This window comes from Pseudomonas sp. Ant30-3 (genome assembly GCF_000690905.1).
Classification (GTDB): Bacteria; Pseudomonadota; Gammaproteobacteria; order Pseudomonadales; family Pseudomonadaceae; genus Aquipseudomonas.
The window spans coordinates 1-25,375 of sequence record NZ_JMCL01000015.1 but is presented as its reverse complement, the minus strand read 5'-3'; the positions used below and the strand labels follow the sequence as shown (position 1 = coordinate 25,375).

General features: G+C 46.6%; 27 protein-coding genes. 25 read left to right on the top strand and 2 right to left on the bottom strand.

The features are described 5' to 3' along the window. Positions 1–141: 141 nt before the first annotated feature. From DU29_RS0103895 to DU29_RS0103805, 20 genes are all read left to right on the top strand, one after another. On the top strand, positions 142–420 hold the full coding sequence (locus DU29_RS0103895) for a hypothetical protein (RefSeq protein WP_028620531.1): 279 nt from the start codon (positions 142–144) through the stop codon (positions 418–420). A 150-nt stretch (positions 421–570) separates the two neighbouring features. After that, on the top strand, positions 571–882 hold the full coding sequence (ihfB, locus tag DU29_RS0103890) for an integration host factor subunit beta (RefSeq protein ID WP_028620530.1): 312 nt from the start codon (positions 571–573) through the stop codon (positions 880–882). A gap of 13 nt (positions 883–895) precedes the next feature. Continuing rightward, positions 896–1,123 (top strand): lipopolysaccharide assembly protein LapA domain-containing protein, encoded by a 228-nt coding sequence (locus DU29_RS0103885; RefSeq protein ID WP_028620529.1) that lies wholly within the window; start codon positions 896–898, stop codon positions 1,121–1,123. A gap of 225 nt (positions 1,124–1,348) precedes the next feature. After that, positions 1,349–2,425, top strand: coding sequence for an LPS O-antigen chain length determinant protein WzzB (locus DU29_RS01000000129465; protein WP_050483067.1), 1,077 nt, complete (start codon positions 1,349–1,351; stop codon positions 2,423–2,425). Between the two features lie 303 nt (positions 2,426–2,728). Then, on the top strand, positions 2,729–3,799 hold the full coding sequence (gene rfbB / locus DU29_RS0103875) for a dTDP-glucose 4,6-dehydratase (RefSeq protein ID WP_028620528.1): 1,071 nt from the start codon (positions 2,729–2,731) through the stop codon (positions 3,797–3,799). Position 3,800: 1 nt separating this feature from the next. Beyond that, on the top strand, positions 3,801–4,694 hold the full coding sequence (rfbD, locus tag DU29_RS0103870; RefSeq protein WP_028620527.1) for a dTDP-4-dehydrorhamnose reductase: 894 nt from the start codon (positions 3,801–3,803) through the stop codon (positions 4,692–4,694). Then, complete coding sequence (gene rfbA, locus DU29_RS0103865) at positions 4,691–5,584, top strand: glucose-1-phosphate thymidylyltransferase RfbA (protein WP_028620526.1); 894 nt, start codon at positions 4,691–4,693, stop codon at positions 5,582–5,584. Before rfbD ends, rfbA begins: the two co-directional genes overlap by 4 nt. Further along, complete coding sequence (rfbC, locus tag DU29_RS0103860; protein ID WP_028620525.1) at positions 5,581–6,144, top strand: dTDP-4-dehydrorhamnose 3,5-epimerase; 564 nt, start codon at positions 5,581–5,583, stop codon at positions 6,142–6,144. The genes rfbA and rfbC overlap by 4 nt, the downstream gene beginning before the upstream one ends. Further along, the gene (locus tag DU29_RS0103855) at positions 6,144–6,548 is read left to right on the top strand and encodes a sugar 3,4-ketoisomerase (protein ID WP_028620524.1); all 405 of its coding nucleotides are present in this window, start codon (positions 6,144–6,146) and stop codon (positions 6,546–6,548) included. Before rfbC ends, DU29_RS0103855 begins: the two co-directional genes overlap by 1 nt. Further along, the gene (locus DU29_RS0103850) at positions 6,541–7,005 is read left to right on the top strand and encodes an acyltransferase (protein ID WP_028620523.1); all 465 of its coding nucleotides are present in this window, start codon (positions 6,541–6,543) and stop codon (positions 7,003–7,005) included. The genes DU29_RS0103855 and DU29_RS0103850 overlap by 8 nt, the downstream gene beginning before the upstream one ends. After that, complete coding sequence (locus DU29_RS0103845) at positions 7,002–8,129, top strand: DegT/DnrJ/EryC1/StrS family aminotransferase (RefSeq protein ID WP_028620522.1); 1,128 nt, start codon at positions 7,002–7,004, stop codon at positions 8,127–8,129. The genes DU29_RS0103850 and DU29_RS0103845 overlap by 4 nt, the downstream gene beginning before the upstream one ends. Next, positions 8,126–9,403, top strand: a complete 1,278-nt coding sequence (locus DU29_RS0103840; protein WP_028620521.1) for an O-antigen translocase — start codon at positions 8,126–8,128, stop codon at positions 9,401–9,403. The genes DU29_RS0103845 and DU29_RS0103840 overlap by 4 nt, the downstream gene beginning before the upstream one ends. Continuing rightward, on the top strand, positions 9,400–10,842 hold the full coding sequence (locus DU29_RS0103835; protein WP_028620520.1) for a hypothetical protein: 1,443 nt from the start codon (positions 9,400–9,402) through the stop codon (positions 10,840–10,842). Before DU29_RS0103840 ends, DU29_RS0103835 begins: the two co-directional genes overlap by 4 nt. Then, positions 10,839–12,026, top strand: a complete 1,188-nt coding sequence (locus DU29_RS0103830) for a hypothetical protein (RefSeq protein WP_028620519.1) — start codon at positions 10,839–10,841, stop codon at positions 12,024–12,026. The genes DU29_RS0103835 and DU29_RS0103830 overlap by 4 nt, the downstream gene beginning before the upstream one ends. A gap of 1 nt (position 12,027) precedes the next feature. Beyond that, positions 12,028–12,933, top strand: a complete 906-nt coding sequence (locus tag DU29_RS0103825; RefSeq protein ID WP_028620518.1) for a glycosyltransferase family 2 protein — start codon at positions 12,028–12,030, stop codon at positions 12,931–12,933. 72 nt (positions 12,934–13,005) lie between these two features. Continuing rightward, positions 13,006–13,917, top strand: coding sequence for a glycosyltransferase (locus DU29_RS1000000131110; RefSeq protein ID WP_081832427.1), 912 nt, complete (start codon positions 13,006–13,008; stop codon positions 13,915–13,917). Beyond that, complete coding sequence (locus tag DU29_RS0103820) at positions 13,914–14,876, top strand: UDP-glucose 4-epimerase family protein (protein ID WP_028620517.1); 963 nt, start codon at positions 13,914–13,916, stop codon at positions 14,874–14,876. Before DU29_RS1000000131110 ends, DU29_RS0103820 begins: the two co-directional genes overlap by 4 nt. After that, positions 14,876–15,895 carry an MraY family glycosyltransferase gene (locus DU29_RS0103815; protein WP_028620516.1) on the top strand — a complete coding sequence of 340 codons (1,020 nt, stop codon included), beginning with the start codon at positions 14,876–14,878 and terminating at the stop codon, positions 15,893–15,895. The genes DU29_RS0103820 and DU29_RS0103815 overlap by 1 nt, the downstream gene beginning before the upstream one ends. 83 nt (positions 15,896–15,978) lie before the next feature. Then, positions 15,979–17,973 (top strand): polysaccharide biosynthesis protein, encoded by a 1,995-nt coding sequence (locus DU29_RS0103810; protein WP_028620515.1) that lies wholly within the window; start codon positions 15,979–15,981, stop codon positions 17,971–17,973. Positions 17,974–18,085: 112 nt separating this feature from the next. Further along, on the top strand, positions 18,086–18,421 hold the full coding sequence (locus DU29_RS0103805; RefSeq protein WP_028620514.1) for a ComEA family DNA-binding protein: 336 nt from the start codon (positions 18,086–18,088) through the stop codon (positions 18,419–18,421). A 684-nt stretch (positions 18,422–19,105) separates the two neighbouring features. On the opposite strand, the gene DU29_RS0103800 is transcribed toward DU29_RS0103805, so the two are convergent. Continuing rightward, on the bottom strand, positions 19,106–20,536 hold the full coding sequence (locus tag DU29_RS0103800; protein ID WP_050483066.1) for a hypothetical protein: 1,431 nt from the start codon (positions 20,534–20,536) through the stop codon (positions 19,106–19,108). A gap of 587 nt (positions 20,537–21,123) precedes the next feature. Here DU29_RS0103800 and DU29_RS0103795 point away from each other — a divergent pair. Genes DU29_RS0103795 through DU29_RS0103785 form a run of 4 tightly spaced genes read left to right on the top strand, consistent with a single transcriptional unit; the run spans position 21,124 to position 23,104 of the window. After that, entirely contained in the window at positions 21,124–22,065 is a 942-nt protein-coding gene (locus DU29_RS0103795; RefSeq protein ID WP_028620512.1) for a glycosyltransferase family 2 protein, read from the top strand. Further along, positions 22,062–22,652 carry an acyltransferase gene (locus DU29_RS1000000131105; RefSeq protein ID WP_236645570.1) on the top strand — a complete coding sequence of 197 codons (591 nt, stop codon included), beginning with the start codon at positions 22,062–22,064 and terminating at the stop codon, positions 22,650–22,652. The genes DU29_RS0103795 and DU29_RS1000000131105 overlap by 4 nt, the downstream gene beginning before the upstream one ends. After that, positions 22,630–22,719, top strand: coding sequence for a hypothetical protein (locus DU29_RS1000000133130; protein WP_236645569.1), 90 nt, complete (start codon positions 22,630–22,632; stop codon positions 22,717–22,719). The genes DU29_RS1000000131105 and DU29_RS1000000133130 overlap by 23 nt, the downstream gene beginning before the upstream one ends. Further along, entirely contained in the window at positions 22,703–23,104 is a 402-nt protein-coding gene (locus tag DU29_RS0103785; protein WP_050483065.1) for a GtrA family protein, read from the top strand. Before DU29_RS1000000133130 ends, DU29_RS0103785 begins: the two co-directional genes overlap by 17 nt. A gap of 706 nt (positions 23,105–23,810) precedes the next feature. Here the strand turns inward: DU29_RS0103785 and DU29_RS0103780 are convergent. Next, positions 23,811–25,073 carry a Wzz/FepE/Etk N-terminal domain-containing protein gene (locus DU29_RS0103780; protein WP_028620510.1) on the bottom strand — a complete coding sequence of 421 codons (1,263 nt, stop codon included), beginning with the start codon at positions 25,071–25,073 and terminating at the stop codon, positions 23,811–23,813. A gap of 134 nt (positions 25,074–25,207) precedes the next feature. Here DU29_RS0103780 and DU29_RS01000000129460 point away from each other — a divergent pair. Then, positions 25,208–25,375 (top strand): helix-turn-helix domain-containing protein (locus tag DU29_RS01000000129460; protein ID WP_033050279.1); only part of this gene is annotated, 168 nt, incomplete at its 3' end.

Below are 25,375 nucleotides of genomic sequence, written 5' to 3'. Positions count from 1 at the left end.
CAGTCCTCACAACAACCCCAAACACTGAACCATCCCCCCAAAAAAACGGTCCCTTTCTTTAACAGGATCAAATGCTTATTTGCAGCTACTCTATAGCCTGAAGTAAACGCCAGTCGGGCAGAGCGCCCGATAAGGAAGTGAATGAACAAGCTCATTGTCACATTGGTTCTACTGACATTGGCAGGCTGTGCCACAAGTGCCAAAACTCACTCGGTGCGCGGGGTTAGCGGTATCGAAGTCGATTGCTCAGGCTTGGGCTCAGGGTGGGAAAAGTGCCAAAAGCGCGCAGCCAAGGAATGCAAAGGCGCAGGCTACAAAGTGGTGACGCGATCAGATGACGCCAAGGATGAAGACGAATACCTATTCGGCTTCAATCCGGCAGGCCTGGTAACCCGGACCATGTTGGTGATGTGCAAATAAATCTAGCGAAGGAATAGCGGTTCAGCGCCCCGTAATTGGGCAACGCACTGCTGGCGGTAGCGTGGAGAAAGTCGGACTGTTCAAATTCATCCGGTCATGCTAAAACCTTGGTAGCGATTTTCCTAGCTGCTTGAAAAAGAAGGGAAAAATATGACGAAGTCGGAGTTGATCGAACGAATTGTCACCCATCAAGGGCTGCTCTCATCCAAGGATGTGGAGCTGGCCATCAAGACCATGCTTGAACAGATGTCCCAATGCCTGGCCACCGGGGATCGGATTGAGATTCGGGGGTTTGGTAGCTTTTCTCTGCATTACCGCGCGCCAAGGGTTGGGCGGAATCCTAAGACGGGGCAGTCGGTTAGCCTGGATGGGAAGTTTGTTCCGCATTTCAAGCCGGGGAAGGAGCTGCGGGATCGGGTGAATGAGGAAGAGGAGAGCGACGGCGTTCATTTTCAAGTTTAGGGCGAGGTGGAATGTGCACAAGTTCAAGCGTGTAGCGCTGGCGGTATTTGTGTTGTTTCTGATTTTAATGGTAGTGGCTTTTACCTTGGAAAATCGTCAGCCAGCATCACTGGTTTTCCTAGGTTGGTCTACCGTGCAGATGCCAATCGCCGCTTATGTGATTTTGGCTCTCTTAGTCGGGATGGTGGTTGGGCCGATGGTGGCGTGGCTTCTCGGTCGAAAAGCAGGACGGGGTCACTAGAAGGGAGCTGACCAGGCCAGATCGTTTCTGGCCGGGAAACCTGACATCGTCCGTGTTATTATTTCGAGCTGATTGCGGACTCCGGCGCCGCCACTGTCCTCGGGTTCCATTCTTCCGTAGATGGTACCAATCACAGGAAAATCAGCGCACAGGGGAAAGATGGTGGCTTGAAGATTTTTATCATAACAGTGAAAGATCGTATTACTTGAAGGGTTAAATAATCTTATGCAAAACAGTAATAGCACAGTTAACTCTTCAGTTGAACTAGATCTTGTTGAAATTTTTGTTGCGGTTTGGAGTCGAAAATGGCTAGTTGTCGCTGCAGCTCTGGGATGTGGACTACTAGCAACCGCATACGCGTTTCTCTCTGCACCTGTCTATGAGTCGAAATATTACATTTCTCCACCAACAGTAAACGATATTGCCAACCTAAACTTTGGCCGAGCGGATAGATCTGATCTCAAACCTTTTTCTGTTGATCAGGTATACAAAGTATTCTTGAACAATCTTCAATCTGACTCACAGCGACGTGCATTTTTCGAATCAAACTATTTACCATCTGTGCTGCCGGATTCCGTAGATGTTCCCCACGGCGCGTTGTATGAATCTTTTTCCAGAGACATGACGATAGTAAAGGCTGATAACGGAGGGGAAGGGCGCTGGTCAGTCTCTCTGAAAAGCTCCACTCCCGAGCGCGCCATGGAGTGGGTAGATCTCTACGTCCGCCAAGTAGGTGATAGCACTGCGCGAGAGTTAGCTCAGAATGCCAAAAAAGAGGCCCTGGTTCTGGGTCGGAACATCCAATTGGAAATCGAGACGCTACGAGAGTCAGGTCGTCGAGTGCGGCAAGACGATATCAGCAAGATCCGTGAAGCATTGGCTATCGCGAAATCCAGTGGACTAGAAGAGACGGTTGTATTTGCCGGTAGCGGTACGGATAAACTGGCCGGAGGCATGTTCGAAGAAAACACTTATATGCGCGGTAGCAAGGCTTTAGAGGCGGAGCTAAAAAACCTTGAGGCTCGCGAGTCGGACGACCCATTCACTCCTGGGTTACGCAAATTGCAAAAGGACGCTAACTTCTATCAGCAACTGGCGGCCGAGAAATTTGATATCGCAGTATACCGCCATGACGGTGTTGTGGATCTACCTCTTTCGCCGATCAAACCGAAGAAGGTCTTGATTATATTTTTAGGGCTCATTATTGGCGGTTTGCTAGGATCCGCTTTTGCATTGCTGTGGCATTTCCTGCTTAAACGCAGAGGTGGGAGTTCTGAATCCGTTGCAGGATTTAGGGGGTAAGCTAATCTTTTATATCGCCAAAAAATCGGGTTTTTTGATATGGTTGCTGGCCACATAGAGGGCCTGGGGACACGACGTCACCGTTGCACGTTCGTAACAAGTGTAAACTGCTATCAGGCAGAAATCGGGTTGATTAGGATCTAATTCTGTTAAGTGGCAGCGCGGCAATTCGAATTAGGTACTGGAACAAGCAGGTGCATGACCTGGTAGTCGTGACCCTAAGTGTATCGCGAGTGGTCAGTACGTAAGCATTGATGACGGGTAGCGTACATAAAATCGCTAATCGAGTTTAAGGAGACCATGTTGAAAATCTTAGTAACCGGTGGCGCAGGATTCATTGGATCGGCAGTAGTCCGTCATATCATCGCCAACACCAAGGATTCGGTGGTCAATTTGGATAAATTGACTTATGCCGGAAACCTCGAGTCAATAGGCGAAAGCGCGAACAGTGACCGATATGCTTTCGAGCGTGTCGATATTTGTGACGCTGCACAGTTACAGCGTGTATTTGATGAGCATCGACCCGATGCCGTCATGCATTTAGCTGCAGAATCCCATGTTGATCGCTCAATCAGCGGTCCATCGGACTTCATCCAGACTAATATCGTCGGTACATACACCCTACTGGAAGTAGTCCGCCAATACTGGAAAGCTCTGGACGCGACCGCTCAGACGAATTTCCGGTTTCATCACATTTCGACTGACGAAGTGTATGGCGATCTTGAAGGCCCTGAAGATCTTTTCAACGAGCAGACTCCATACCAGCCGAGCTCTCCGTATTCCGCAAGCAAGGCAAGCTCAGACCATCTTGTTAGGGCGTGGAGCAGAACTTATGGCCTTCCAGCCGTAGTAACCAACTGCTCGAATAATTACGGCCCATGCCATTTTCCGGAAAAGCTGATTCCCCTGGTTATCCTGAACGCGCTCGAAGGCAAGGCTTTGCCCATCTACGGCAAGGGCGATCAAGTCCGTGACTGGTTGTATGTAGAGGATCATGCCCGCGCACTTTACAAGGTCGTAACTGAAGGCGAGATCGGCGAAACCTATAACATCGGTGGTCACAACGAGAAGAAAAACCTTGAAGTGGTCCATACGGTTTGTGCACTGCTGGATGAGCTGTGCCCTCATTCCCCGCATCGTCCGCATGCTCAACTGATTACCTATGTCCAGGATCGTCCGGGTCACGACCAGCGTTATGCAATCGACGCCAGCAAGATTCAAAGGGAGTTGGGTTGGGTGCCGGAAGAGACATTCGATTCCGGTATCCGTAAGACGGTGCAGTGGTACCTGAATAATCAGCCTTGGGTAGCGCACGTCAAGAGTGGTAGCTATCAGCAATGGATCGATCAGAACTATTCTGAGCGGCAAGCCTGACATGAAGATTCTGTTGCTGGGTAAAAACGGCCAAGTAGGCTGGGAGCTTCAGCGCTCACTAGCGACCTTAGGAGAATTGGTCGCGCTGGATCGCAATGCGGATGGTGGTTTATGTGGTGATCTTGCCGATGTCCGTGGGTTGCGGGCAACCATTCAGCGAGTCGCGCCAGATATCATCGTCAATGCTGCCGCCTATACGGCAGTGGACAAAGCCGAATCCGATAAGGATCTGGCGTTGCGGATCAACGCGACGGCTGTACAGGCTATCGCTGAAGAAGCCGCGAAGTTGGGTAGCTGGCTTGTGCACTATTCCACGGATTACGTATTTGACGGCACTGGCTCCGTAGCCTGGAATGAAGACGATGTTCTAGCTCCAGTCAATTACTACGGCCAGACAAAATTGATGGGGGAGCAGGCGATTGTTTCGTCAGGCTGCAAGCACCTAATCATGCGTACCTCTTGGGTATACGGCGCACGGGGAAACAATTTCGCTAAGACGATGATGCGCTTCGCTGCGGATCGCAATGAGCTCAACGTCATCGCAGACCAATTTGGAGCTCCAACAGGTGCTGACTTGATCGCGGACGTAACTGCGGTTTCGATTCGCCAGGCGCTGGCAGATCCCCAAGTCGCGGGTATTTATCACTTGGCGGCAACTGGTTTCACTTCATGGCATGAATACGCGACTTTGGTCATCGAGCAAGGCAAGGCGAGCGGTCTTTCCATGCAGGTGCAATCGGTCAATCCGATTCCCACCGCTCAGTTCCCGACGCCTGCGCATCGGCCATTGAACTCCCGGCTAAATACCGAGAAACTGCGCAAGACTTTTTCCATTCACTTGCCCAATTGGCGTAGTGGTGTGACCCGGATGTTAAAGGAAGTATTAGAGAAATGACCGTTATCAAACGCAAAGGCATCATTCTGGCAGGCGGTTCGGGTACGCGTCTGCACCCATTGACGTTGGGCGTCTCGAAGCAGATGCTCCCAATATTCGATAAGCCGATGATCTTCTACCCATTATCTGTGCTGATGCTTGCCGGTATGCGGGAGATCCTGATTATTTCGACTCCGGAAGATTTGCCTTGCTTTAAAAAGCTACTGGGCGATGGAAGCCAGTACGGCATCCAACTGACGTACGCTGAACAACCTAGCCCGGATGGGCTGGCCCAGGCTTTCATAATCGGTGAAGAGTTCATTGCCGATGATCCTTGCTGTCTGATCCTCGGCGACAATATTTTCTATGGCCAGCATTTCTCGGACAATCTGCGTTCAGCTATGTCTCAGAGCTCAGGTGCAACAGTTTTCGGTTATCACGTTTCTGATCCCGAGCGTTTCGGAGTTGTTGAATTCGATAGCAATGGACGCGCACTGAGCATTGAAGAAAAGCCAGCCGATCCAAAATCTAACTACGCTGTAACCGGTTTGTATTTTTACGACAATCGTGTGGTTGAGATCGCGAAAAATATTCAGCCTTCGCCACGTGGCGAACTGGAAATCACCGACGTGAACAAAGCATATCTGGACGCTAAGTCATTAACCGTAGAGATGCTCGGCCGTGGGTTCGCTTGGTTGGACACTGGTACCCACGAATCTCTACTGGAAGCTAGTCATTTCGTGCATACAATCGAGCATCGCCAAGGACTTAAGGTTGCTTGCCTCGAAGAAATCGCGTTTAACAGCGGTTGGATTACGCCTGGGCAGCTGGGTGAGCAAGCTGAGAAACTCAAAAAGACCGGCTACGGACAGTATCTACAGAAGCTTCTGATTGAGGCTAAAGGCGTATGAAACTTGTTCAAACCTCTATCAAGGACGTGGTAATAATCGAACCTGCTTTGTGTAGCGATGAACGTGGTTGGTTCATGGAAAGTTTTAATGAAGAGAAGTTTCATTCTTCTCTTCAGGCTTTGGGCTTGCCGATTCCGCATAGTTTTGTCCAAGACAATCATTCTTGTTCAGCAAAAGGTGTATTGCGCGGCCTGCACTTTCAACGTGCTCCCCATGCGCAAGGCAAATTAGTCCGCGTCGTAAGAGGTTCGGCGTTTGATGTCGCTGTAGATATTCGTCCCGATTCCGCAACTTTTTTGCAGTGGGTCGGAGTTGAGCTGAATGAGCATAACAATCATATATTATGGATACCCGAAGGCTTCGCTCACGGGTTTGTTGCGCTCGAAGATAATACTCACTTTCTCTACAAAACTACTGATTATTACGACAAAGCCTCCGAAGGAGCGCTTCACTGGAATGATCGCCAACTCGATATCCAATGGCCCGGTTCTGAGGAATACATCATTAGTGAAAAAGATGATAAGGCTCCTAACGTGGACAGCTTGAAGGGTGCAGAGTAATGAGTTTGATAAAACTCTTGGATATTGCGACGCTTGGTGACGAGCGAGGTCATCTGATTGCGCTTGAAAATAACCGGGATGTACCGTTTTCTATTAAGCGAGTTTACTATCTGACAGAAACTCAGAAAGGTGTACCTCGCGGCTTTCATGCTCACAAAGAACTTGTTCAGGTTGCTGTTTGTGTATCCGGGCGGTGCCTGATGAAATTGGACGATGGGTTCTCTGAAGCAGAAGTTTGGTTAGACGCTCCTAATAAGGCTGTTGTCATCGATAAAATGGTTTGGCACGAGATGCATGAGTTCAGCGCAAATTGCGTGTTGCTAGTGCTAGCTAGTGACTTTTACGATGAACAGGATTACATCAGAAACTACGACGACTTTCTGGAGCTGACGAAGCGTGCCTAAAATACATGCACTCGCCGATGTAAAAAGCACCTCCATCGGCAAAGATACTCGAATTTGGCAATTTGCAGTGATTTTCGACGGTGCTGTCATCGGTGAGAATTGCAACATCTGTGCTCATACGTTGGTCGAAAACGGTGTCACGGTCGGCAATAACGTCACGGTTAAGTCAGGCGTCTATCTTTGGGAAGGCACTGTCGTTGCTGATAACGTGTTTATTGGGCCGAATGCAACATTCACCAATGATGCCATGCCGCGCTCCAAGGTATACCCCGCAGCTTTTTCCGGTATTACTATCAAGCAGGGAGCAAGCATTGGTGCAAACGCTACGATACTGCCAGGGATAACCATCGGCGAAGAGGCGATGGTGGGAGCCGGGGCGGTCGTTGTTTCCGATGTTCCGGACCGCGCAGTTGTTGTGGGTAACCCAGCTAAAGTTATTAGGTATCTGAGCAAATGATAAATTTTCTTGATTTGAAAACCATCAACCATGCTTGCCGCGATGAGTTGATTAGAGCTTGTACGCGGGTCATTGATTCTGGTTGGTATATCGGGGGAAATGAACTTCAACAGTTCGAGAGCAGCTACGCCGAGTATTGTGGCACTAAGCATTGCATTGGTGTTGCTAACGGCCTGGACGCATTGGTATTAGTTATTCGAGCTTGGAAAGAACTCGGTTATCTAAGCGAAGGCGACGAGGTCCTAGTTCCATCTAACACGTATATCGCCAGTATTCTTGCTATATCCGAGAATGGTCTGACACCAGTTCTGGTAGAGCCTGATCTCGCTACTTTCAATATGTGCCCAGTACAAGCTGAAAATGTAATTACATCTAAGACGAAGGCTATTTTACCGGTCCACCTCTATGGTCGCCTAGCAGACATGCCCGCGCTTATGTCCCTCGCTGAGCGTCACGATTTGCTTGTACTTGAAGATTCTGCTCAGTCCCACGGCGCTAGCATTGATGGACAGAAAGCAGGTAACTGGGGTCACGCGTCAGGTTTTAGCTTTTACCCGGGCAAAAATTTAGGAGCCCTTGGGGACGCAGGCGCTATTACGACAAACGATGATTTGCTGGCCTCCACGTTGCGAGCACTGCGCAACTATGGTTCGCACGAGAAGTACAAAAATGATTATCGCGGAATTAATAGTCGGCTAGATGAAATACAGGCTGCTATGTTATCGGTAAAGCTGAAATATCTTGACGAGCAAACAAATCATAGGCGAAAAATTGCCGACTTGTACACGAAACATATTAATAACCCTGCGATCACATTACCTGTTGCGTCAGAGTTCAATTCTTTAGAAAATTCGAGTCACGTCTGGCATGTATATACAGTGCTTTGTCAAGATAGAGATGCTCTTCAGAAGCATCTGCTTGCGAACAACATACAAACACTGATCCATTATCCGATTCCACCACACCAGCAAAAAGCTTATTCCGAAATGGTAAAGTATTCGCTGCCAATATCTGAAATGATCCATAGCCAAATATTGAGCTTGCCGATAGGTCCTGGTTTGCTCTTGGAAGAAGCAAGTATGGTGGTGGCTGCTTGCAATAGTTTTCAGTCAAACATGACATGAATCTTGTTAGAACCAGCTTACTAAACGGCGTTGCTGTAGCTATCAAGATGTTGACCTTGTTGGGCCTTAACAAGGTGCTTGCTGTGTATGTGGGACCTGCAGGCTACGCGGCGATCGGGCAGTTTCAGAATGCGCTGCAGATGATTACGACATTTACAGGCGGTGCGATCAGCAACGGCGTCGTAAAATATACAGCACAGTATCATGACAGTCCTGATCGACAGTTGAAGCTTTGGAGGACAGCCGGCACTGTTACCATTGCAAGTAGTATTCTCGTTGGCGTGTTGGTTGCGCTACTGCATCGCCAGCTCGCGTTAATATTTCTGAAAGATGAAAATCTAGGCAGTGTTTTTTTTTGGTTCGCAGGTGGTGTCGTTTTCTTTTCTCTGAATACTCTGCTTTTGGCAATATTAAATGGTAGAAAAGAAATTTTGCTCTATGTCACCGCCAACATAGTCGGCAGCCTTTTGTCGTTCGGTGTTACATTTTATTTGGCAACCCAGTATGGCTTGTTTGGAGCGCTAATCGCGCTAGTTATATATCAGTCAATCAGTTTTGTAGTTACCCTATTCTTATGTCTGAGGGTGAAATGGTTTAGTATTGGTTCCTTATTTGGATCGCTCGACAAAACAACTTTGCGAAACTTGTCTGGTTACTTCTTAATGGCAGTAGTCTCTGCTGCTTGCGTTCCCCTCGGACAAATTTTGGTGAGAAATCATCTAGGCAATACTTTAGGTTGGGAAGTGGCTGGTTACTGGGAAGCGATGCTGCGTTTAAGCACCGCCTATCTATTGCTGGTGACGACTACATTGAGTGTATATTATCTGCCTCGTCTATCAGAGATGAAAACCGGCGGAGAGATAAAAGCAGAAGTCTTGGACGGTTATCGTCTCATACTTCCTGTCGCTGCCGTGACCGGCTTGCTCATGTATCTGTTGAGAGACCCAATCGTTTCTATCTTATTTACATCGGAGTTTTACCCTGTTCGTGATTTGTTTTCAGGTCAGGTTGTTGGTGATAGTTTGAAAATTTGCAGTTGGATTATGGCGTATGTGATGCTAAGTAAGGCTATGGTTAAGCTGTTTATCATCACTGAAGTTCTGTCGTGCGTGTCTTTTTATATTTTGTCCGTTATCTTTACAGATACTTGGGGTATGGCTGCGGTGACATGGGCTTATGCGGCTAATTATGCTTTATATAGTGTGATTATGTACGTTTTCGTTTACCGAAAGCTCGATGACTACTCTGATTCAGAAACGGAAACACAAGCGTGAACAAATTAATTTCTGATCTCGAATGTAGGATCTTATCGGAGACTGATGTAAATCAGGCGTTGGAAATTGCTCGACAGTATGGGAACCTATTATGGTTTGCTGATATTGGAATTTATGATGCTCCAACTATCGAAAATCATTTAATTAATCAGTGTCTAAATTTCTTCGAAAATCAACCTGCTGCATGCGGTGATCACGTCACGTCCGTCGTTCATGTAATCAGCGAGCCTTTGCTAACGGGCGGGCACACTCGTCTTATGGAAAAATTAGCTGGGATGCATGAAGAGTCTGTAGATCTCATCATTTCTCGACAAGCCTCAATGCGAGCAGAGCTGCGCGTTTCAAATTTTTTTTCCAAAGTATTAAAAGTGGCATCTGTTCGCCCAATTGATATTGTAATCGAGTTGGTGAACATGTTTCGTTTATATGAAAAAATAATATTGCACATACATCCTGACGATATATATGCAGTCGCTGCGTGCGGTGTAGTGAAACGTTTGTATAATAAAAATATATTTTTTGTTAATCATGCAGATCATGTTTTTACATATGGTTCCATGGTTGCTGATTATTATTTCGAACTGAGTAGCTATGGTAAGCGTTTAGATTCGAAGAAAACTATTCTTGGCAAAAAAACATTTTTGGGCATTCCGGTGCACTTTAGCATTGCTCCTAGCAATCTTGATTTTAAGCCGAGTGAAGATCAGCAGTTGCTTTTCGTTTCTGCTGGGTCGGATGTGAAATACAAGCCGAACAAAGGTTCAGATATTTTCGAGCTCGTTTCTCGTATTCTTGAAGTTTATAATTCGTCCAAGTTTCTTATCATAGGTAGTAATCTAAAAAGCTCATTTTGGTTTTGGGCGCTTAAATTAAAGTACGGCAGACGGCTGGACATTCGCTCGCATCTTGAATTTGATGAGTACAATAATGCAGTAGCCAAAGCCGATTTTTATGTCGACAGTCATCCTATCCCTGGAGGTACTGCTTTTGCCGAGCAATATCTAGGAGGACGACGCTGTGTTGGTTTGGTGTCGCCTATCCAAGGGTATTCACCGGCGGATAAACTTAAGCGAATTAGTGTTGATGAAGTATTGGAAAGTATCAGCGATTACAAACATTCCGACTCTATTTTGGCTGAGATAATATCAGTTAATGGTGTCGAAAATGTTAAGCACCGATACTTGGCCTGCATCTCAAATGGTGTGATCTGTGAAAATATGTTGGATAGTTCAAATGCATGGACTGGCGATGTAGCTTTTTTTAAGAAAGACTCGCTCCGACTTAATGCTGATGTGTCTGTGAATACGTTTTGTTCTCTCTACGGGCTGGGTGGTGGATACGCGGTAAGCTTATTCAGAAGTTTGACATTACGAAAACAAATCAAGTTACTCGTTAAATTGGTCGTCTCTTTATGTAAGTTCGAGAAGAAGGCAGCATGATGATGGGTGCGAGTGATCAAAAAATTAAAAATAATACAGCTGCAACATTTTTTATTGTGCTTTATTGTTTGTCGACCGTACTCGTGCCTGTATTTATTCTTAATAAGCTTATCTTTGTTCCGCTCTTTCTAGTTTCGATCACATTGTTCTTTGTCAGACCGGCAGTTACTTTTGCGCCGTTTTTAATAATGTTGATATTTATATATGGTTTTTTTCTAGGAGTTTTTAACGGTGCAGATGTGGATTTAGGGAAACAAATTGTTTTTGGTTCATCTGCGCTGCTGCTAATCTATTTCATTAATGGCTTTAATGTTGACATGTCCCGAGCAGTCAAGATTACGGGCGCTATTTTTGCGCTTTTGATGTGTGGACTTTCGTTTTTGTTAATGTTGATTCCAGGTTCGTCTCTAGGGGCAGAACTGCTCAATTACTATAACGTTAATGAGCTGGGTTATTATGGCGTACGGAATTTTGGTGGTTTGCAGATGTTTATGCTTCACCACCGTTCTTCGCCTTTTTTACTAGTTCCACTTTCCCTGTTTTTTATAGATTTCTTAAAACTAAAAAAATTCAGTTCGCTTTTTTTTGTAATTGTGATTTTGACTGCCATAGTTTGCTCCGCATCTCGTGCCCTCATGGTGATGGCTCTTGTTGCATTGTCGGTACTGTATTTTTCCCATAAAAGCTGGTCGGCCCGCCTCCTGCTGATCATTTCTGCAACCCCCGCATTGGCGATTGCCATAGCTTATATTGCTAGCGAGACTAGTATGTTTAGCAGCGGCGAACAGTCCAATAGTATTAAAATTGGTCATCTAATTTCTTTTTTCTATGTCATCGATTGGGATATGCTGATATTTGGAAAAGGCCTTGGCGCTTATTTTTTTACTGAAGGATATGGCGCAGTTGTTTCGCAAACCGAAATAACATGGATGGATACTATTCGTTTTTTTGGGCTGCCACTCTCTGCTGTATTGCTCGGGACCCTGTTTTTTCCTATTCGAAATATACCACTAGACTCACTTTCAGTGTCGAGTAGGTTGATAATGTTGTTATACATTATAATGTCTATGAGTAATCCAGTGCTATTCAACTCATTCGGATTTCTTGTGGTGTTGTGGTATTGGTCTATAGTAATGAGGGGGCAGAAGTCTCCGGTTGCGAAGGTACAATCAATTGGAGAATAAATTGAGCTCTATTGCTGCTGTGGTTGTGGGCTATAATCCAGATATCAAGGTTCTTGATGATCTTTTGATCTCACTATCTAGCCAAGTTGAATTACTAATTTTAGTAGACAATGGCGGGGCCGAGTCTTTCCTGCAAGGCCATCCTGAGGTCAAAGGATGTGTAAAATATCTTTCCTTGCAAGGTAACGAGGGTTTAGGCAAAGCTTTGAACGCTGGATTTCAGCTGGCGGTGGACAATGGTATACCGTATATGGTGACCTTTGATCAAGATAGTCATGCTGAACCTGATCTTATTGAAAAGCTGGCTTCAGCCATGGTGCATGCTAAATCCCGTGATGATAAGTGTATTGCTGTTAGTCCTACTTTTTACGATCGGAGAGACGGAAAGAAGGTCAACTTTCCTTTCTATCAGTCTGTCGATGGCGTGATCAAGCCCGTATTTGCATCAGATGACGAATTCGGTTTAGTAAGGGCAGACGCTCTTATTACATCTGGTATGTTCGTCGATACGCAAGCTTGGCAGGACGGTGTTAAATATGATGAAAGCATGTTTGTAGACTTCACAGACACTGAGTGGTGCTTTCGCGCTCGAGAACGCGGTTATAGACTTTACGGGTGTCTGAACGTTGAAATGGGCCATGCGTTGTCGGATGCCCCTCCGGTTAAGATTTTTGGTCTTAGTTTTTTTAGATATTCACCTGTTCGTCGATATTTTTTCTTTAGAAATACGGTCGCAGTCTGCCGCATGGCGCATACCCCGAATTGCTGGAAAAAAAGATTGTCTATTGCTTTAGCTTTACGGTTTTTTGTTAATTTACTGATTGATACAAATAAAACTGATTCTTTGAAGATGATGGTCCGGGGCATTCGTCACGGCTTACGCAAGAGCTTAGGTTCTGCCCATTAAAAAGAGTTAATCTACGATATTGGAGTAATTTGCTAGTCTTTATAAGATTTGCGTTTGAAGAGGGACATATTCATGCAACCCCGTTTTTTAGTTATGCTGGCTGCGTACAACGGCCTGGAATGGATTTCCGAGCAAGTAGCGTCCATACTCAGTCAGGAGGGCGTATCGATCACTCTTTTGATAAGCGTTGATGCATCCAGTGACGGGACGGAGCAATGGGTGACTAATCTGGCCAAGTCAGATTCTCGCGTAAGCTATCTTACCCATGGCGAGAAATTTGGTGGAGCTGCTCGTAATTTTTTTCGCCTGGTCAAGGAAGCGCCAATAGACGATTTTGAGTATTTTTCCTTCGCTGATCAGGATGATATTTGGTTGTCTAATAAACTGATACAGGCAACCGGCGTGATGTCCGAAACGCGGTCCGATGGCTATTCAAGTAATGTTACTGCTTTTTGGCCAAATGGGAATGAACGTTTAATCATAAAATCCCAGCCTCAAGTTGAATACGATCATCTGTTCGAAGCCGCTGGTCCCGGATGTACTTATGTTTTCTCGAAAAAATTGTTTGTTGATTTACAGCGGCATATATCCACTAATTTCTCTTGCGTACAGAGTGTTACACTTCATGATTGGTATTGTTATGCTTTCAGTCGCGCTCGTGATTACAAGTGGATAATAGACAATAATTCTTACATGCGTTACCGGCAGCATTCAAATAATCAGGTCGGGGTCAACAGTGGCTTGAAAGCATTCCGAGCACGGCTTTCGAAAGTATTTGAAGGCTGGTGGCTAAGTCAGGCTTCACTTATATCACGATTGGTCGGTACTGAAGGTACGCCCTTCGTTCAGAGTTGGATTAAATTACGCGGTATTGACTTAGCTCGGTTGGCGTTGTCAGGTTACAAGTGCCGCAGACGCTTGCGCGATAAATTTGTCTTCTCTGGGCTATGCCTTACCCTTGTAATTTTGAGGCGAAAGAGATGACGAATATATTGGTTACCGGTAGTAGTGGGTTTGTGGGCAGCCGACTTGTTGAGAAGCTTATTGAAAATGTTGAGTTTCAGGTAAGGGCACTAGTCCGCGGTACTCCGCCGCAGATGCATGAACGTGTCTGCTATCACCGGCTTGCCGATTTCGATCAAATTGATGCCGAGCACGAGTCGCTGACGGACGTTCATGTTGTCATTCATCTAGCATCCCGTGTGCATGTTATGAACGACACTGAGGTCGACCCACTTGCGGCTTTTCGAGCGGTCAACGTTGGGCATACTTTGAATTTGGCACGAAGTGCAGCGATCGCCGGTGCCAAGAGGTTTATTTTCGTTAGTTCAGTGAAAGTAAATGGCGAATGCACCATTCCTGATAGACCTTTTCGGGAAACCGATATTCCCAAACCTGTAGATTTCTATGGTATCTCAAAATTGGAGGCGGAAGAGGGACTTCGATTGGTAGCAGCCGAAACCGGCATGGAGGTCGTTATTATTCGACCTGTTCTAATCTACGGCCCAGGTGTTAAGGCCAATTTTAAGAGCATGATGAAATTTGTGCGTATGGGTATACCTTTACCATTTGGTGCTATACGTAATCAGCGTAGCCTGGTCGCACTTGATAACCTTGTAGATCTGCTTACGACTTGTTTAAATCATCCTGCTGCTGCCAACCAAACATTTCTGGTCAGTGATGGCGAAGACGTGTCTACCACGCAATTACTGGTAAAGCTTGCTGATGCTCTGAACAGGCCGTCTCGGTTGGTGCCAGTTCCCGCTTGGCTGCTCGCTGCCGGCGCTGCATTGTTGGGCAAGAATGCATTGTCGCAAAGACTTTGCGGTTCATTGCAGGTCGATATCACAAAGGCCCGAATACAGCTCGGTTGGCATCCTGTGCTCACATTGGATCAAGCGCTAAGCTTAACCGCCGAACATTTTATTAGTGAGCAAAGTTAATGAAATATTGGTATATGCTGCCAGTCGCCATGCTGCTGTCATTATTGTTGACCGCTGTTTTGCGTCGGTACGCTTTAAATCGAAGCATTATCGATATCCCCAATGCCCGAAGCTCTCACTCGGTTCCCACGCCGCGTGGCGGTGGCGTTGCGATTGTGTTGTCATTTCTGCTTTCCTTGGTGTTTTTGGCCATTTTAGGACTGCAACCCGCCGCGCAGGCCGTCGCGTTGATCGGTTCTGGATTTTTGATCGCGGTGATCGGTTTTATGGACGACCACGGCCACATCGCCGCAAGATGGCGCCTATTAGGACATTTCCTAGCAGCAGTTTGGGTTTTGTTTTGGTTGGGCGGCTTACCTGCGCTAATTTTATTTGGATTTTCCATCGATCTGGGTTGGCTTGGAACTGCGTTAGCGGCAGTTTACCTCGTATGGATGCTGAACCTTTACAACTTCATGGATGGCATCGACGGTCTTGCCAGCCTTGAAGCCATATGTGCGTGCATTGGATTGGCGTTAAGCTACTACCTCACAGGTCAAGATGCTCTGATGTGGGCACCACTAATGTTGACGATGACTGTTGCCGGATTCCTCTACTGGAATTTCCCCCCCGCACGTATTTTCATGGGGGATGCAGGGAGCGGATTTCTCGGCATAATTCTGGGCGCTCTGTCTGTTCAGGCAGCTTGGGTTGGTAGCGAATTTTTCTTCGCTTGGCTAATTATGTTGGGTGTCTTTGTTGTAGATGCTACGTTTACCCTCATCAGGCGCCTCATCAGAGGTGATAAGGTTTACGAGGCGCACCGAAGTCATGGTTACCAGTATGCATCACGCCAATTTGGCAAGCATTTGCCTGTGACAGTCGCTGTCTCGCTCATCAATTTGCTTTGGTTACTTCCAATTTCACTCTGCGTTACGTTGCTTCAACTAGACGGTGCGACTGGATTAGTAATAGCCTATGTACCTTTAGCCTTCCTCGCTTTGAAATTCAAAGCAGGTTCGCTCGAAAAATCTGTCTAAGGACAGGAATTCTCTAAGGTTGGATTATTCGGAAAAGCTCTCACGTGAATTCAGTGGATAAGAACGAAGTGATAGATGGATTCATGGGTCAGATCCGCGCTTGGCTGCTGGGTTTGCCGCGGCGTCAGAAACGCCTGATGCAGGTCGCTGCTGACACCTTATTAGTGTGGGCGTCGCTTTGGCTCTCCTTTGTCGTGCGCCTGGGTCTTGACGAGATTGTCAATCCGTTTACTACTCATCGTTGGCTCTTTATTTTTGCTCCGCTTGTTGCCATTCCGTTGTTCGTACGCTTCGGCATGTACCGAGCGGTGATGCGCTACTTCGGCAATGATGCGCTGATAGCCATTATCAAGGCGGTCAGCCTGTCTGCTTTAGTTTTGGGAGTCATTGTCTTCTGGTATAGCAATCACGCTAACGTTGTACCTCGTTCAATAATTTTCAACTATTGGTGGCTGAGCCTGGTCATGATCGGCGGTTTGCGACTAGCCATGCGTCAATACTTCTTAGGTGATTGGTTTGCCGCCGCCCAGCACGTTCCATTCACTAATAAGGACGATGGCTTACCCAAGGTAGCGATCTATGGAGCGGGCGCCGCTGGTAATCAGTTGGTTGCGGCACTTCGCATGGGACGGTTAATGCGCCCGGTGGCATTTATTGACGATGACAGCGGGATCGCTGATCGAATCATTTCCGGGCTGCAGGTATTCAAGCCCAAACATATTCAACAAATGATCGACTCGACAGGCGCTCAGGAAATTCTGCTCGCGGTTCCTTCGGCTAACCGCGGTCGACGTCGCGAAATCCTAGGGTTTCTCGAGGGCTTTCCGTTACACGTTCGTAGCGTGCCGGGGTTCATGGATCTGGCCAGTGGTCGTGTCAAGGTGGACGATATTCAGGAAGTCGACATCGCCGATTTACTCGGCCGTGATGCGGTCCCTGCGCAAGGGAATTTGCTTGAGCACTGCATCAAGGACCAAACCGTCCTCGTTACAGGGGCGGGCGGTTCTATCGGTTCGGAACTCTGCCGTCAGATACTTTCCCTGCAACCAACAAAACTTTTATTATTTGAACACAGCGAATTCAACTTATATACCATCCTATCGGAGCTCGAACAGCGCATTGCCCGTGAGTCACTGTCGATCCGTTTGTTACCCATTCTTGGATCTGTGCGCAATCAAAGCAAGTTGCTGGACGTGATGAAAGCCTGGCGTGTTGACACTGTATATCATGCTGCGGCGTACAAGCATGTGCCTATGGTTGAGCACAATATCGCCGAAGGCGTATTGAATAATGTTATTGGTACACTCAACACTGCACAGGCGGCGTTGACTGCAGGCGTGTCAAACTTTGTGTTGATTTCTACTGACAAAGCCGTACGGCCCACTAACGTAATGGGAAGTACCAAGCGGCTTTCCGAACTGACGTTGCAGGCGCTTAGTCGTGAGCTTGCCCCAGTGCTTTTCGGCGATAGTTCGAACGTTTCACATGTTAATAAAACGCGTTTTACCATGGTTCGTTTTGGAAACGTTTTGGGGTCGTCAGGTTCAGTTATTCCGCTTTTCCATAAGCAGATTAAGTCTGGTGGGCCATTGACAGTAACGCATCCCAAAATAACCCGTTATTTCATGACGATTCCCGAAGCCGCACAACTTGTGATTCAAGCGGGCTCTATGGGGCAGGGTGGTGATGTCTTCGTTTTGGATATGGGCGAACCGGTGAAAATTGCGGAATTAGCCGAGAAAATGATTCATCTGTCCGGTTTAAGTGTTCGCTCTGAGAAAAATCCCCACGGCGACATTTCTATCGAGTTTACTGGCCTGCGTCCCGGAGAAAAACTCTACGAGGAGCTTTTGATCGGCGACAACGTTGCCGCAACGGAGCACCCAATGATTATGAGTGCCAATGAAGATCATATTTCCTGGGATCTTCTCAAGACAAAGCTGGGTGATTTACTCGTTGCAGTCGACCAAGATGACTACACCCGCGTGCGCCAGCTATTGCGTGAGACCGTCAGCGGCTACGCTCCGGATGGAGAAATTGTGGACTGGATTCACCAGCAAAGCCGCCTAGAACCATGATTGTCTCACATCCGGCAACATATACATTTTTGACAGGCTCCATTTATCGCCTAACTTTGAAGAGTGGCTACGGAGTAGCTGCTTCCCCACTGTTAATATGGAGCTCCAAAATATGCGTACTGGTTATCTTGCTTCCTTGGTTTTTGCTTTGCTCACCAGCCTCTCAATCAGCACCAATGCCACATCGTCACCAAAATTTGAGGCTGGTACTATCACCTCTACTCCGGAGGTCTCCCCAAAAGTTCAGTCTGCAAAAATCGATCTTAACAAAGCGGATGCTGCGGCCCTACAGCGTGACTTGATTGGGATAGGGGAGAAGAAAGCTCAAGAAATCATTTCATATCGCGATATAAACGGCCCGTATCGCTCTGTTGATGAGTTATTGGAGGTTAAAGGGATTGGCAAGGTAATTTTAGAAAAAAACCGTGAAAGGCTGCTGGTCAATTGAAGTATTGAAACAGCTCTGAAAGGCCGGTCATTGACCGGCCTTTCTATGTTACCTGCTATGCGAGACGCGGTACCGGTAAGCGAAGAGCGGACGTAAGGTTATCTCTCAACGCATCAAAGACTCGGCTAATTAAGTTTGATCGTTCTACTGTACTGAATCGCAGAAAACGGGGTTTAAAAAATCGGAGACTTTGGATTCTTGAGCTTTACTCACTGTTGTTATGTCACCCGACGCTGTGACTTTGAAGTGCTGCGACTGACTGTCGAATAGCGTATGCGTGCGACGCTACTGGCTTACTCAAGTCGTCAGGGATACTTCAACTATCAAGCGGTGCTAGGGAAGTTGATACGTCTTGGCGGCTTTCGTTTATCGGTTTTCCGCCTATGCGGCGAGTCCTAGTACGTTGCAGCTAGCGATTTGGCTTCAAAGGTAACGCTACGGAGGCCTAGCACACCTCTAAAAACCGAACCTTATGAACATCCTTGCCTTGAAGATCGTCTGGCGTCACATACCTGGGTAGAGCCGCATGCGGTAGTTCCGCACTGTACCGGGGGCGGCAGGTAACTGCCGTCCCTACCGCGATCATCCGCTTCCCAGCTAATGAATACATCATCGTTGATCGGCTTCAATGAGCGGTACTGGCGGCGTCTACCCAACGGTGCTCTGATATAAAAATCCCAAAAATCAGTTACCCGGACTGTAGTTGTACATACGTGACTCTGGTCGATCGTAGATCGGATTTTGAATTGACTGCTGGACAAAAGCATAAACTGAAAGTGTTATCAGTGCAGTTAAGATAAGTTGGTAACCTTTGAATCCTAGCAGATCTTTCTGAAAACCAGTAACCATTGCTACTAAACACACGTAGAAGACTGGGAAGAAAAACCGAGTTTCTACAGCGCCAGGGATGACGGCTATACAGGCGATTAATAGCACAGTCGTCCATCCTAATTTCTCCACCAAACCTGCAGGAGAGAAAGCGCCTGACGAAAACAATAACCGCAAGAATTGTGTTATGCCCAAAATAACTACCGCAAGTGAAAAAATAGACCGTAGTGATTTTTGGTGAGAAGGCGTTTGGGTATAAACCTCACCATCACGGACATCCAATCCTGACGCGATGTGCCTCGCATAAATGGAAGCGAAGGTAAGTGGGTGAGTCATCACGAGCTTTAAATAGTCGGTGATACTAGTTATCTTACGGGCATCGGTATGAAGCAGTAGGTTCTCCCCGGCGGAATTCGCGTAAAAAACAGGAGTTCCAGGAGCGTTAACCGGCGTGTATGTCTCATAGCGATCAACAACAATACCCCACATGAGTTGAGATAAAAACAGCGAACCGTTTCCCAAATCAGTGATAATGAGCGGTGATGGATTGTCATAATGGCCTTTATTTACGGCCATCTGAGGTACGGCGCCTAAACAAGCACCGAACAAAAATGCTAAAACCCCTATTGCTCGCTTTGTAATATGCAATTTCGCGGTGAAAAAAATCAATAAACAAAGAGCAACAATTGAAAACAAGTAAATAGTGCGAGTGTTATATGCAAAGTACGCCAACATTCCAGCGATAAAAAACAATCCAAAACGCTTAATGTTGGTTTCACTTTTTATACCAGATAATACCAATGCAGCAGCACCAATAATTAATGCCAGAGACGGAGCATCGCTTAGAGGATAGCAAATCAGACCAGGAAAAATAATCGCAATCAATATTGACGGAATAGATCGGCTTAGTGTAGTCAGTTTCCCTCCAAATATAGTGCTAAAAAATCTTGGGAAGAGCACCGCAAAAAAATATGCGTAAAAAACTGATGTGCATATCTTGAACATCAACAAACCGAAAGGAGCATAGTTGTCGTGCAAAAATTTGAAAGGGGATAACAGTAAAGGATAAAAATAACCACGCATCTGCTGAGGGAACGAAAAATCCCATATATGCGCGCTCAGAGCCCAATAGTTGCCAGCATCAAAGGGAAATACCTGCACATTCATATAAAGCTGCACAACCATATATGCGCAGAACGAAATGAAAAAACCTGCAGCGGCACTATCAGCGGTAGAAATGGATAGCGTTGTCGCCGTTGGATTATCGTTTTTTTTCGTCCAATGCATATTTTATATGTCCAAAATAAATTTACGACAGCAAAGTCGGGGCGTCGTACTTTATCGCTTTTGACCGCTGCAAGCAACAATGAGTCATAAAAAGCTCAGTAAAATCATCCCCCCGACCCCTGCTATATAAATTTTATTATTACTCGCAGCGCAGATTATGTTAACTCGAACGCTGCTGCTCCTTAAGATGCCTAATGCCCAGGCGGCCAATTCATTTTATTTAGCAGAACACTCACGTAATCAATTGCTCATCCGCATCCAAAGTTTACACCGCCGTAAAGCTTTATATAAAGCTAAAAGCTCGGAACCCATAATCACATCACACATAACTGTGAGCTAAGACCGGACCAGCACCTATGGTTCACAGCTCTTGCTATCCCACAAAAAACTCATGTCCCTGCACGGGAACTGGTCACACCCGCAAAAAGATAAACATTTATTCCTAGATCACCAAGAAGCCAATGGAAGCGGCGCTAGCTGATGACCCAAATGTGCGCTATCAGGTACTATAGGTGCCCCGATTCCTAACGTGAAGGATCAGGAAGTCGACCGGTCTCTCACGACGGTCACCCAATTTGAATAAGGAGATTAGCTTGCTCACGCTCGTCATACCGGTCTACAAAAACGAAGGATCGATTCAGGATCTTCTGAAAGCAGTGACAGGCTTAAACAGCAAACTGGAAGGAGCGCTTGAGGTTGTGTTCGTCGTAGACGGCAGTCCTGACCAGTGTTTTGAGCTGCTGAGAAATGCTCTTCCCTCGCAAAGCTTCGTCTCCAAGCTGATACTGCTGTCCAAAAACTTCGGTTCTTTCATGGCCATTCGCACAGGTCTTCAATATGGCTCCGGTAGTCGCTTTGCAGTGATGGCTGCGGATCTGCAGGAGCCTCCAGAACTGGTCGAAGCCATGGATCGCATCTTGCGGACCGAGCCGATTGATGTAGTGGTCGGCGCCGGTGAGGGGCGCGACGATCCTTTGTTGTCGCGAATGGCATCACGTTTATTCTGGGGCTTTTATCGCCGTTACGTAGTACCAGAAATACCTCCTGGCGGCATAGATATGTTTGGCTGCAATCTTGCGTTCCGCGACACTTTGCTGACGCTGGAGGAACGTCACAGTTCATTGATTGCGCAAATTTTCTGGCTTGGTTTCCGCCGCAAATGCATCACCTACACCCGTATTCAGCGCGAACACGGCAAATCTGCATGGACGTTTCGCAAGAAGGTTAACTACCTTATGGACAGTGTCTTTTCATTCACTGACTTGCCAATTCGTCTCCTGACTCGGGTCGGTAGCATCGGCGCAGGCTCGGCCGCTTTGCTGGGAATAGTCGTCGCCTTTGCAAAACTCAATGGGATGATCCAAGTACCCGGCTACGCGATGATAATGCTCACTGTGACCTTTCTAGGATGCGCGAACCTCATGGGTTTGGGTATTGTTGGCTCCTATGCTTGGCGCACTTATGAAAATACCAAAAAACGCCCATTGGCCATTCCAATGCGTGTTGAAAGCTACGAAGGTGCGCAATGACTGAATCAGCAAGCGACCTTTTTTTGCACTCCCATGCGTTCTGGGAAAGTCAGAACCTCGGAAAGGGAACGCGCGTCTGCTCGTTCACCCATATATTGCCCTACGCCAGATTAGGCCAAGACTGCAACATATGCGATCAGGTTTTTATCGATAACGTTATCATCGGCGATCGAGAAACGATCAAATACGGCGTGCAGATCTGGCACGGCGTAGAAATAGAAGATGAGGTGTTCAGCCAGAACGTGACGTTTACCAATGATCGTTTTCCCAGAAGTAAGGTATATCAAGACACTTTTTTAAACGCGATAATTCGAAAAGGGGCTTCACTTGGCGCCAACGCGACTATTTTACGGGGCGTCACTGCGGATTCAAATGCCATGGTAGGCGCGGGTGCGGTCGTCACCCGATCAGTCTCACCAAATGCGATGGTCGTTGGCAACCCGGCTAAAACTATAGGCTATGTAAATGCACAGCCTAGCTGCGCCAGTAATGTAATAGTGTCGCCCAAGGCCCATACTGTATCTGGGTGTTCAGTACCGCTATTCTCGCGACGCCGTATTGCTGATGTTTGTATCCCATTGCTATGATTCAGCAGACTATATCCATAATTACGACGAGTTAACGGCATTTAAAAAACATGACCTTGAAAAATAACGGCCTGCTGAAAAGACTTACTGGTTTCAGTTTTGCGCGGTTCCTGGTTTCGGGCGGTGTAAATACCGTGCTCACATATGGGGCTTATTTGTTACTGCTCAAAATGTTCAGCTATAAAATAGCCTATACCATTTCCTACTTGGCAGGCATCCTATTGGCCTTCACGTTGAATCGGTATTTCGTATTCAAAAGTCACCAAGGGGCTAAATCTGCGTTACTTTTCCCATTTATTTACGTGATCCAATATGTTCTCAGTATTGTCATTATCTGGGCATGGGTAGAAAAGTTTGGATTAAATATTGCTGCTGCACCACTAATTTCCATAATTTTGACTATTCCAGTCACGTTTATTCTATCGAGGATGTTGTTTGCAACTAAAAAATAAATTTCGCTGATGATTTCATATACTTATGGGTGTGACGCTATATTTATGGCGAAAAATGTCAAGCTGAAGAGTCGCTTCTTTCAGTGATAGATCAGGCGAAAATATGAATCCCGGAGTACAACTCGTGTACACGCAAGTCAAATCCAGGTATCCCTATTGGCCCAATTGGGTCGGCAGTTACCTCCCTCCCCCGCACAGATCCGTGACTACGGACCTACCCCATACGGCTCCTACTTTGGGTATGTGATACGAGACAATCCTCAGAGTGAGGTTTCCATTTCTACGTTTTGGTATGTAGAGGTCAGCAAGGTGCCCGTAGCGTAACCATTGAAACCGATCTGGCGGCGGCACGTATTAGAGTGAAGCTTTGTGCTGTGTGCTTCATCGTCAGGAGGCCTCGCAATTTTAATCCAGCAATTGCCGAATCGGTATCATGACTGAACCATTTGAGCATCAAAGACTCATGTTTCAATGTTCAATTTTAGGCGATAGTGATTGTGAAAGGGAAACATTGAAGAGGGCGTCTTCGACGTCGAAATCTTGCTCGCATGTGCACTTTATTAGTTGAATTATGCTCGCCGCTGAAGAGACTGTAATTGACTAGCGCTATTCCGATTTTGGCAAATATTCCGCAAAGTTAACCTTGGTGAAACCATAGAGGTTGGTATGTGCCGACCTCTATTAATATTGAAGCGATCCCGAGCAACTATAATTGAAAAATTCGTCTGGTTAAAGCAACTCCAATGCCTAGGGCTAAACCAAGTACTAAACCAGCGCTAGCAATTAGAGCTTTTTTGGGCTTAATAGGCGACTGAGGCTCAAACGCAGGTTTGTCGATATGAATCAGATCTAATTGATTGAAATTAATATTTAAATTTTTCAATCGTGCGAGGTCAGCACGACTGTCTACAAATCCCTTTACGAATAGCTCTGGATTTTCACGATCCTTCAAGGCGCCCGCCTCGCGGTTATGCGCTAGAAGATTCAATTCCTTTTGAATTTGATCTATACGCGGTTCGGTAAAATCGTCCGATCGACGAGAAATCAGGGTTGAGCGCTCTGCTTCTAACGCTTGCTGACCCATGAAATAAAGCGGGATCTGCTGATTGTTCACTTCGGTACGGATCATATTGCCTTCTCTGGGACTTCCCGTCTCGGCAAGGGATGACGGTGTTGATGGCATGGTAATACCTAGTTGTTTCGCAATGCTAATTGCTTCCTCAAGTTCTTTGATGCGATTTTGCTTGCGTGCCTGCAGTTGTACTCGAAGTGCTTTAAGCTCGTCTTGAAGCATCTCTTTTTTGATTTTGTCCTTTTCCAAGAGGTGAGCTATATCTGAACTCATATTAGCTTCGTATGCGGATTTTTCAGAATCAAGATTTTTTTCAATTTTGTCGATTCTGTTGGCGACCAACGTCTTCAGGCTGGATTCGATCCTATCCTTCTCCATTTTGACAACAAATGAAGTAAAGTCTTTCACTATGCCTACGCCGTCAATTCCTTTTGGGTAGGTCAGGGTTAAGTTAATCAGCGGGGAAATACTGGAACTTTTATTGGGGTCAATCTGAATGAGCGTGAAAGAACTCGAGTTAAATAATTCAAAGGTTTGTTCTATTGACTTGTCTGGAGCTCGAATTGGAGCGAGGTATTGGGGGTAAATACTAAAAAACTTCAACCTAACGTCGTAGGACTCCATAGCTGAGCCGACTCGCTGAAGCGCTTCCATAGGGTTAATTTTAAATAGACCGGATTCATTGATTTCGTCTAAATCGGTATTGCTGACGGGCCTAAGAGATGTACTCGCAGAGTATTGCGGTGTAACGAGAGCTGCATAACCAACAGCAGCAGCAAATCCAATCCCAGTAAACAGTAGTACAACAGCTCGTTGCTTCCAGATGCTTCTTACAATTTCCCTTATATCAATTTCTTCGAGTTTATTGTCGTACGATATTGTCGCTGGAGTGTTCATTTTACGCTCAAAATCAATGACCCAGCCTCCAAACCATCTTGGAAGTTGTCGTCTACTGTTAATTAAAAATTATAGGAGGGGCGGCCGCAAAAACTGAGTGCAACACCTGACCTTTCCGGTACGGTGCTGCCACTATGTCCTATCACGAACTCAGTATCCCCGAACGTGCGACCCTTCAACTCGGCCTTGCCCAAGGTTTCAGCCAGCGGCGAATTGCCCGGATGCTCGGCCGCTCCCCCTCGACCATCAGCCGGGAGCTGCGCCGCAACCGGGCCCCTGGCACCCGCTACCAGGCCTGTGCT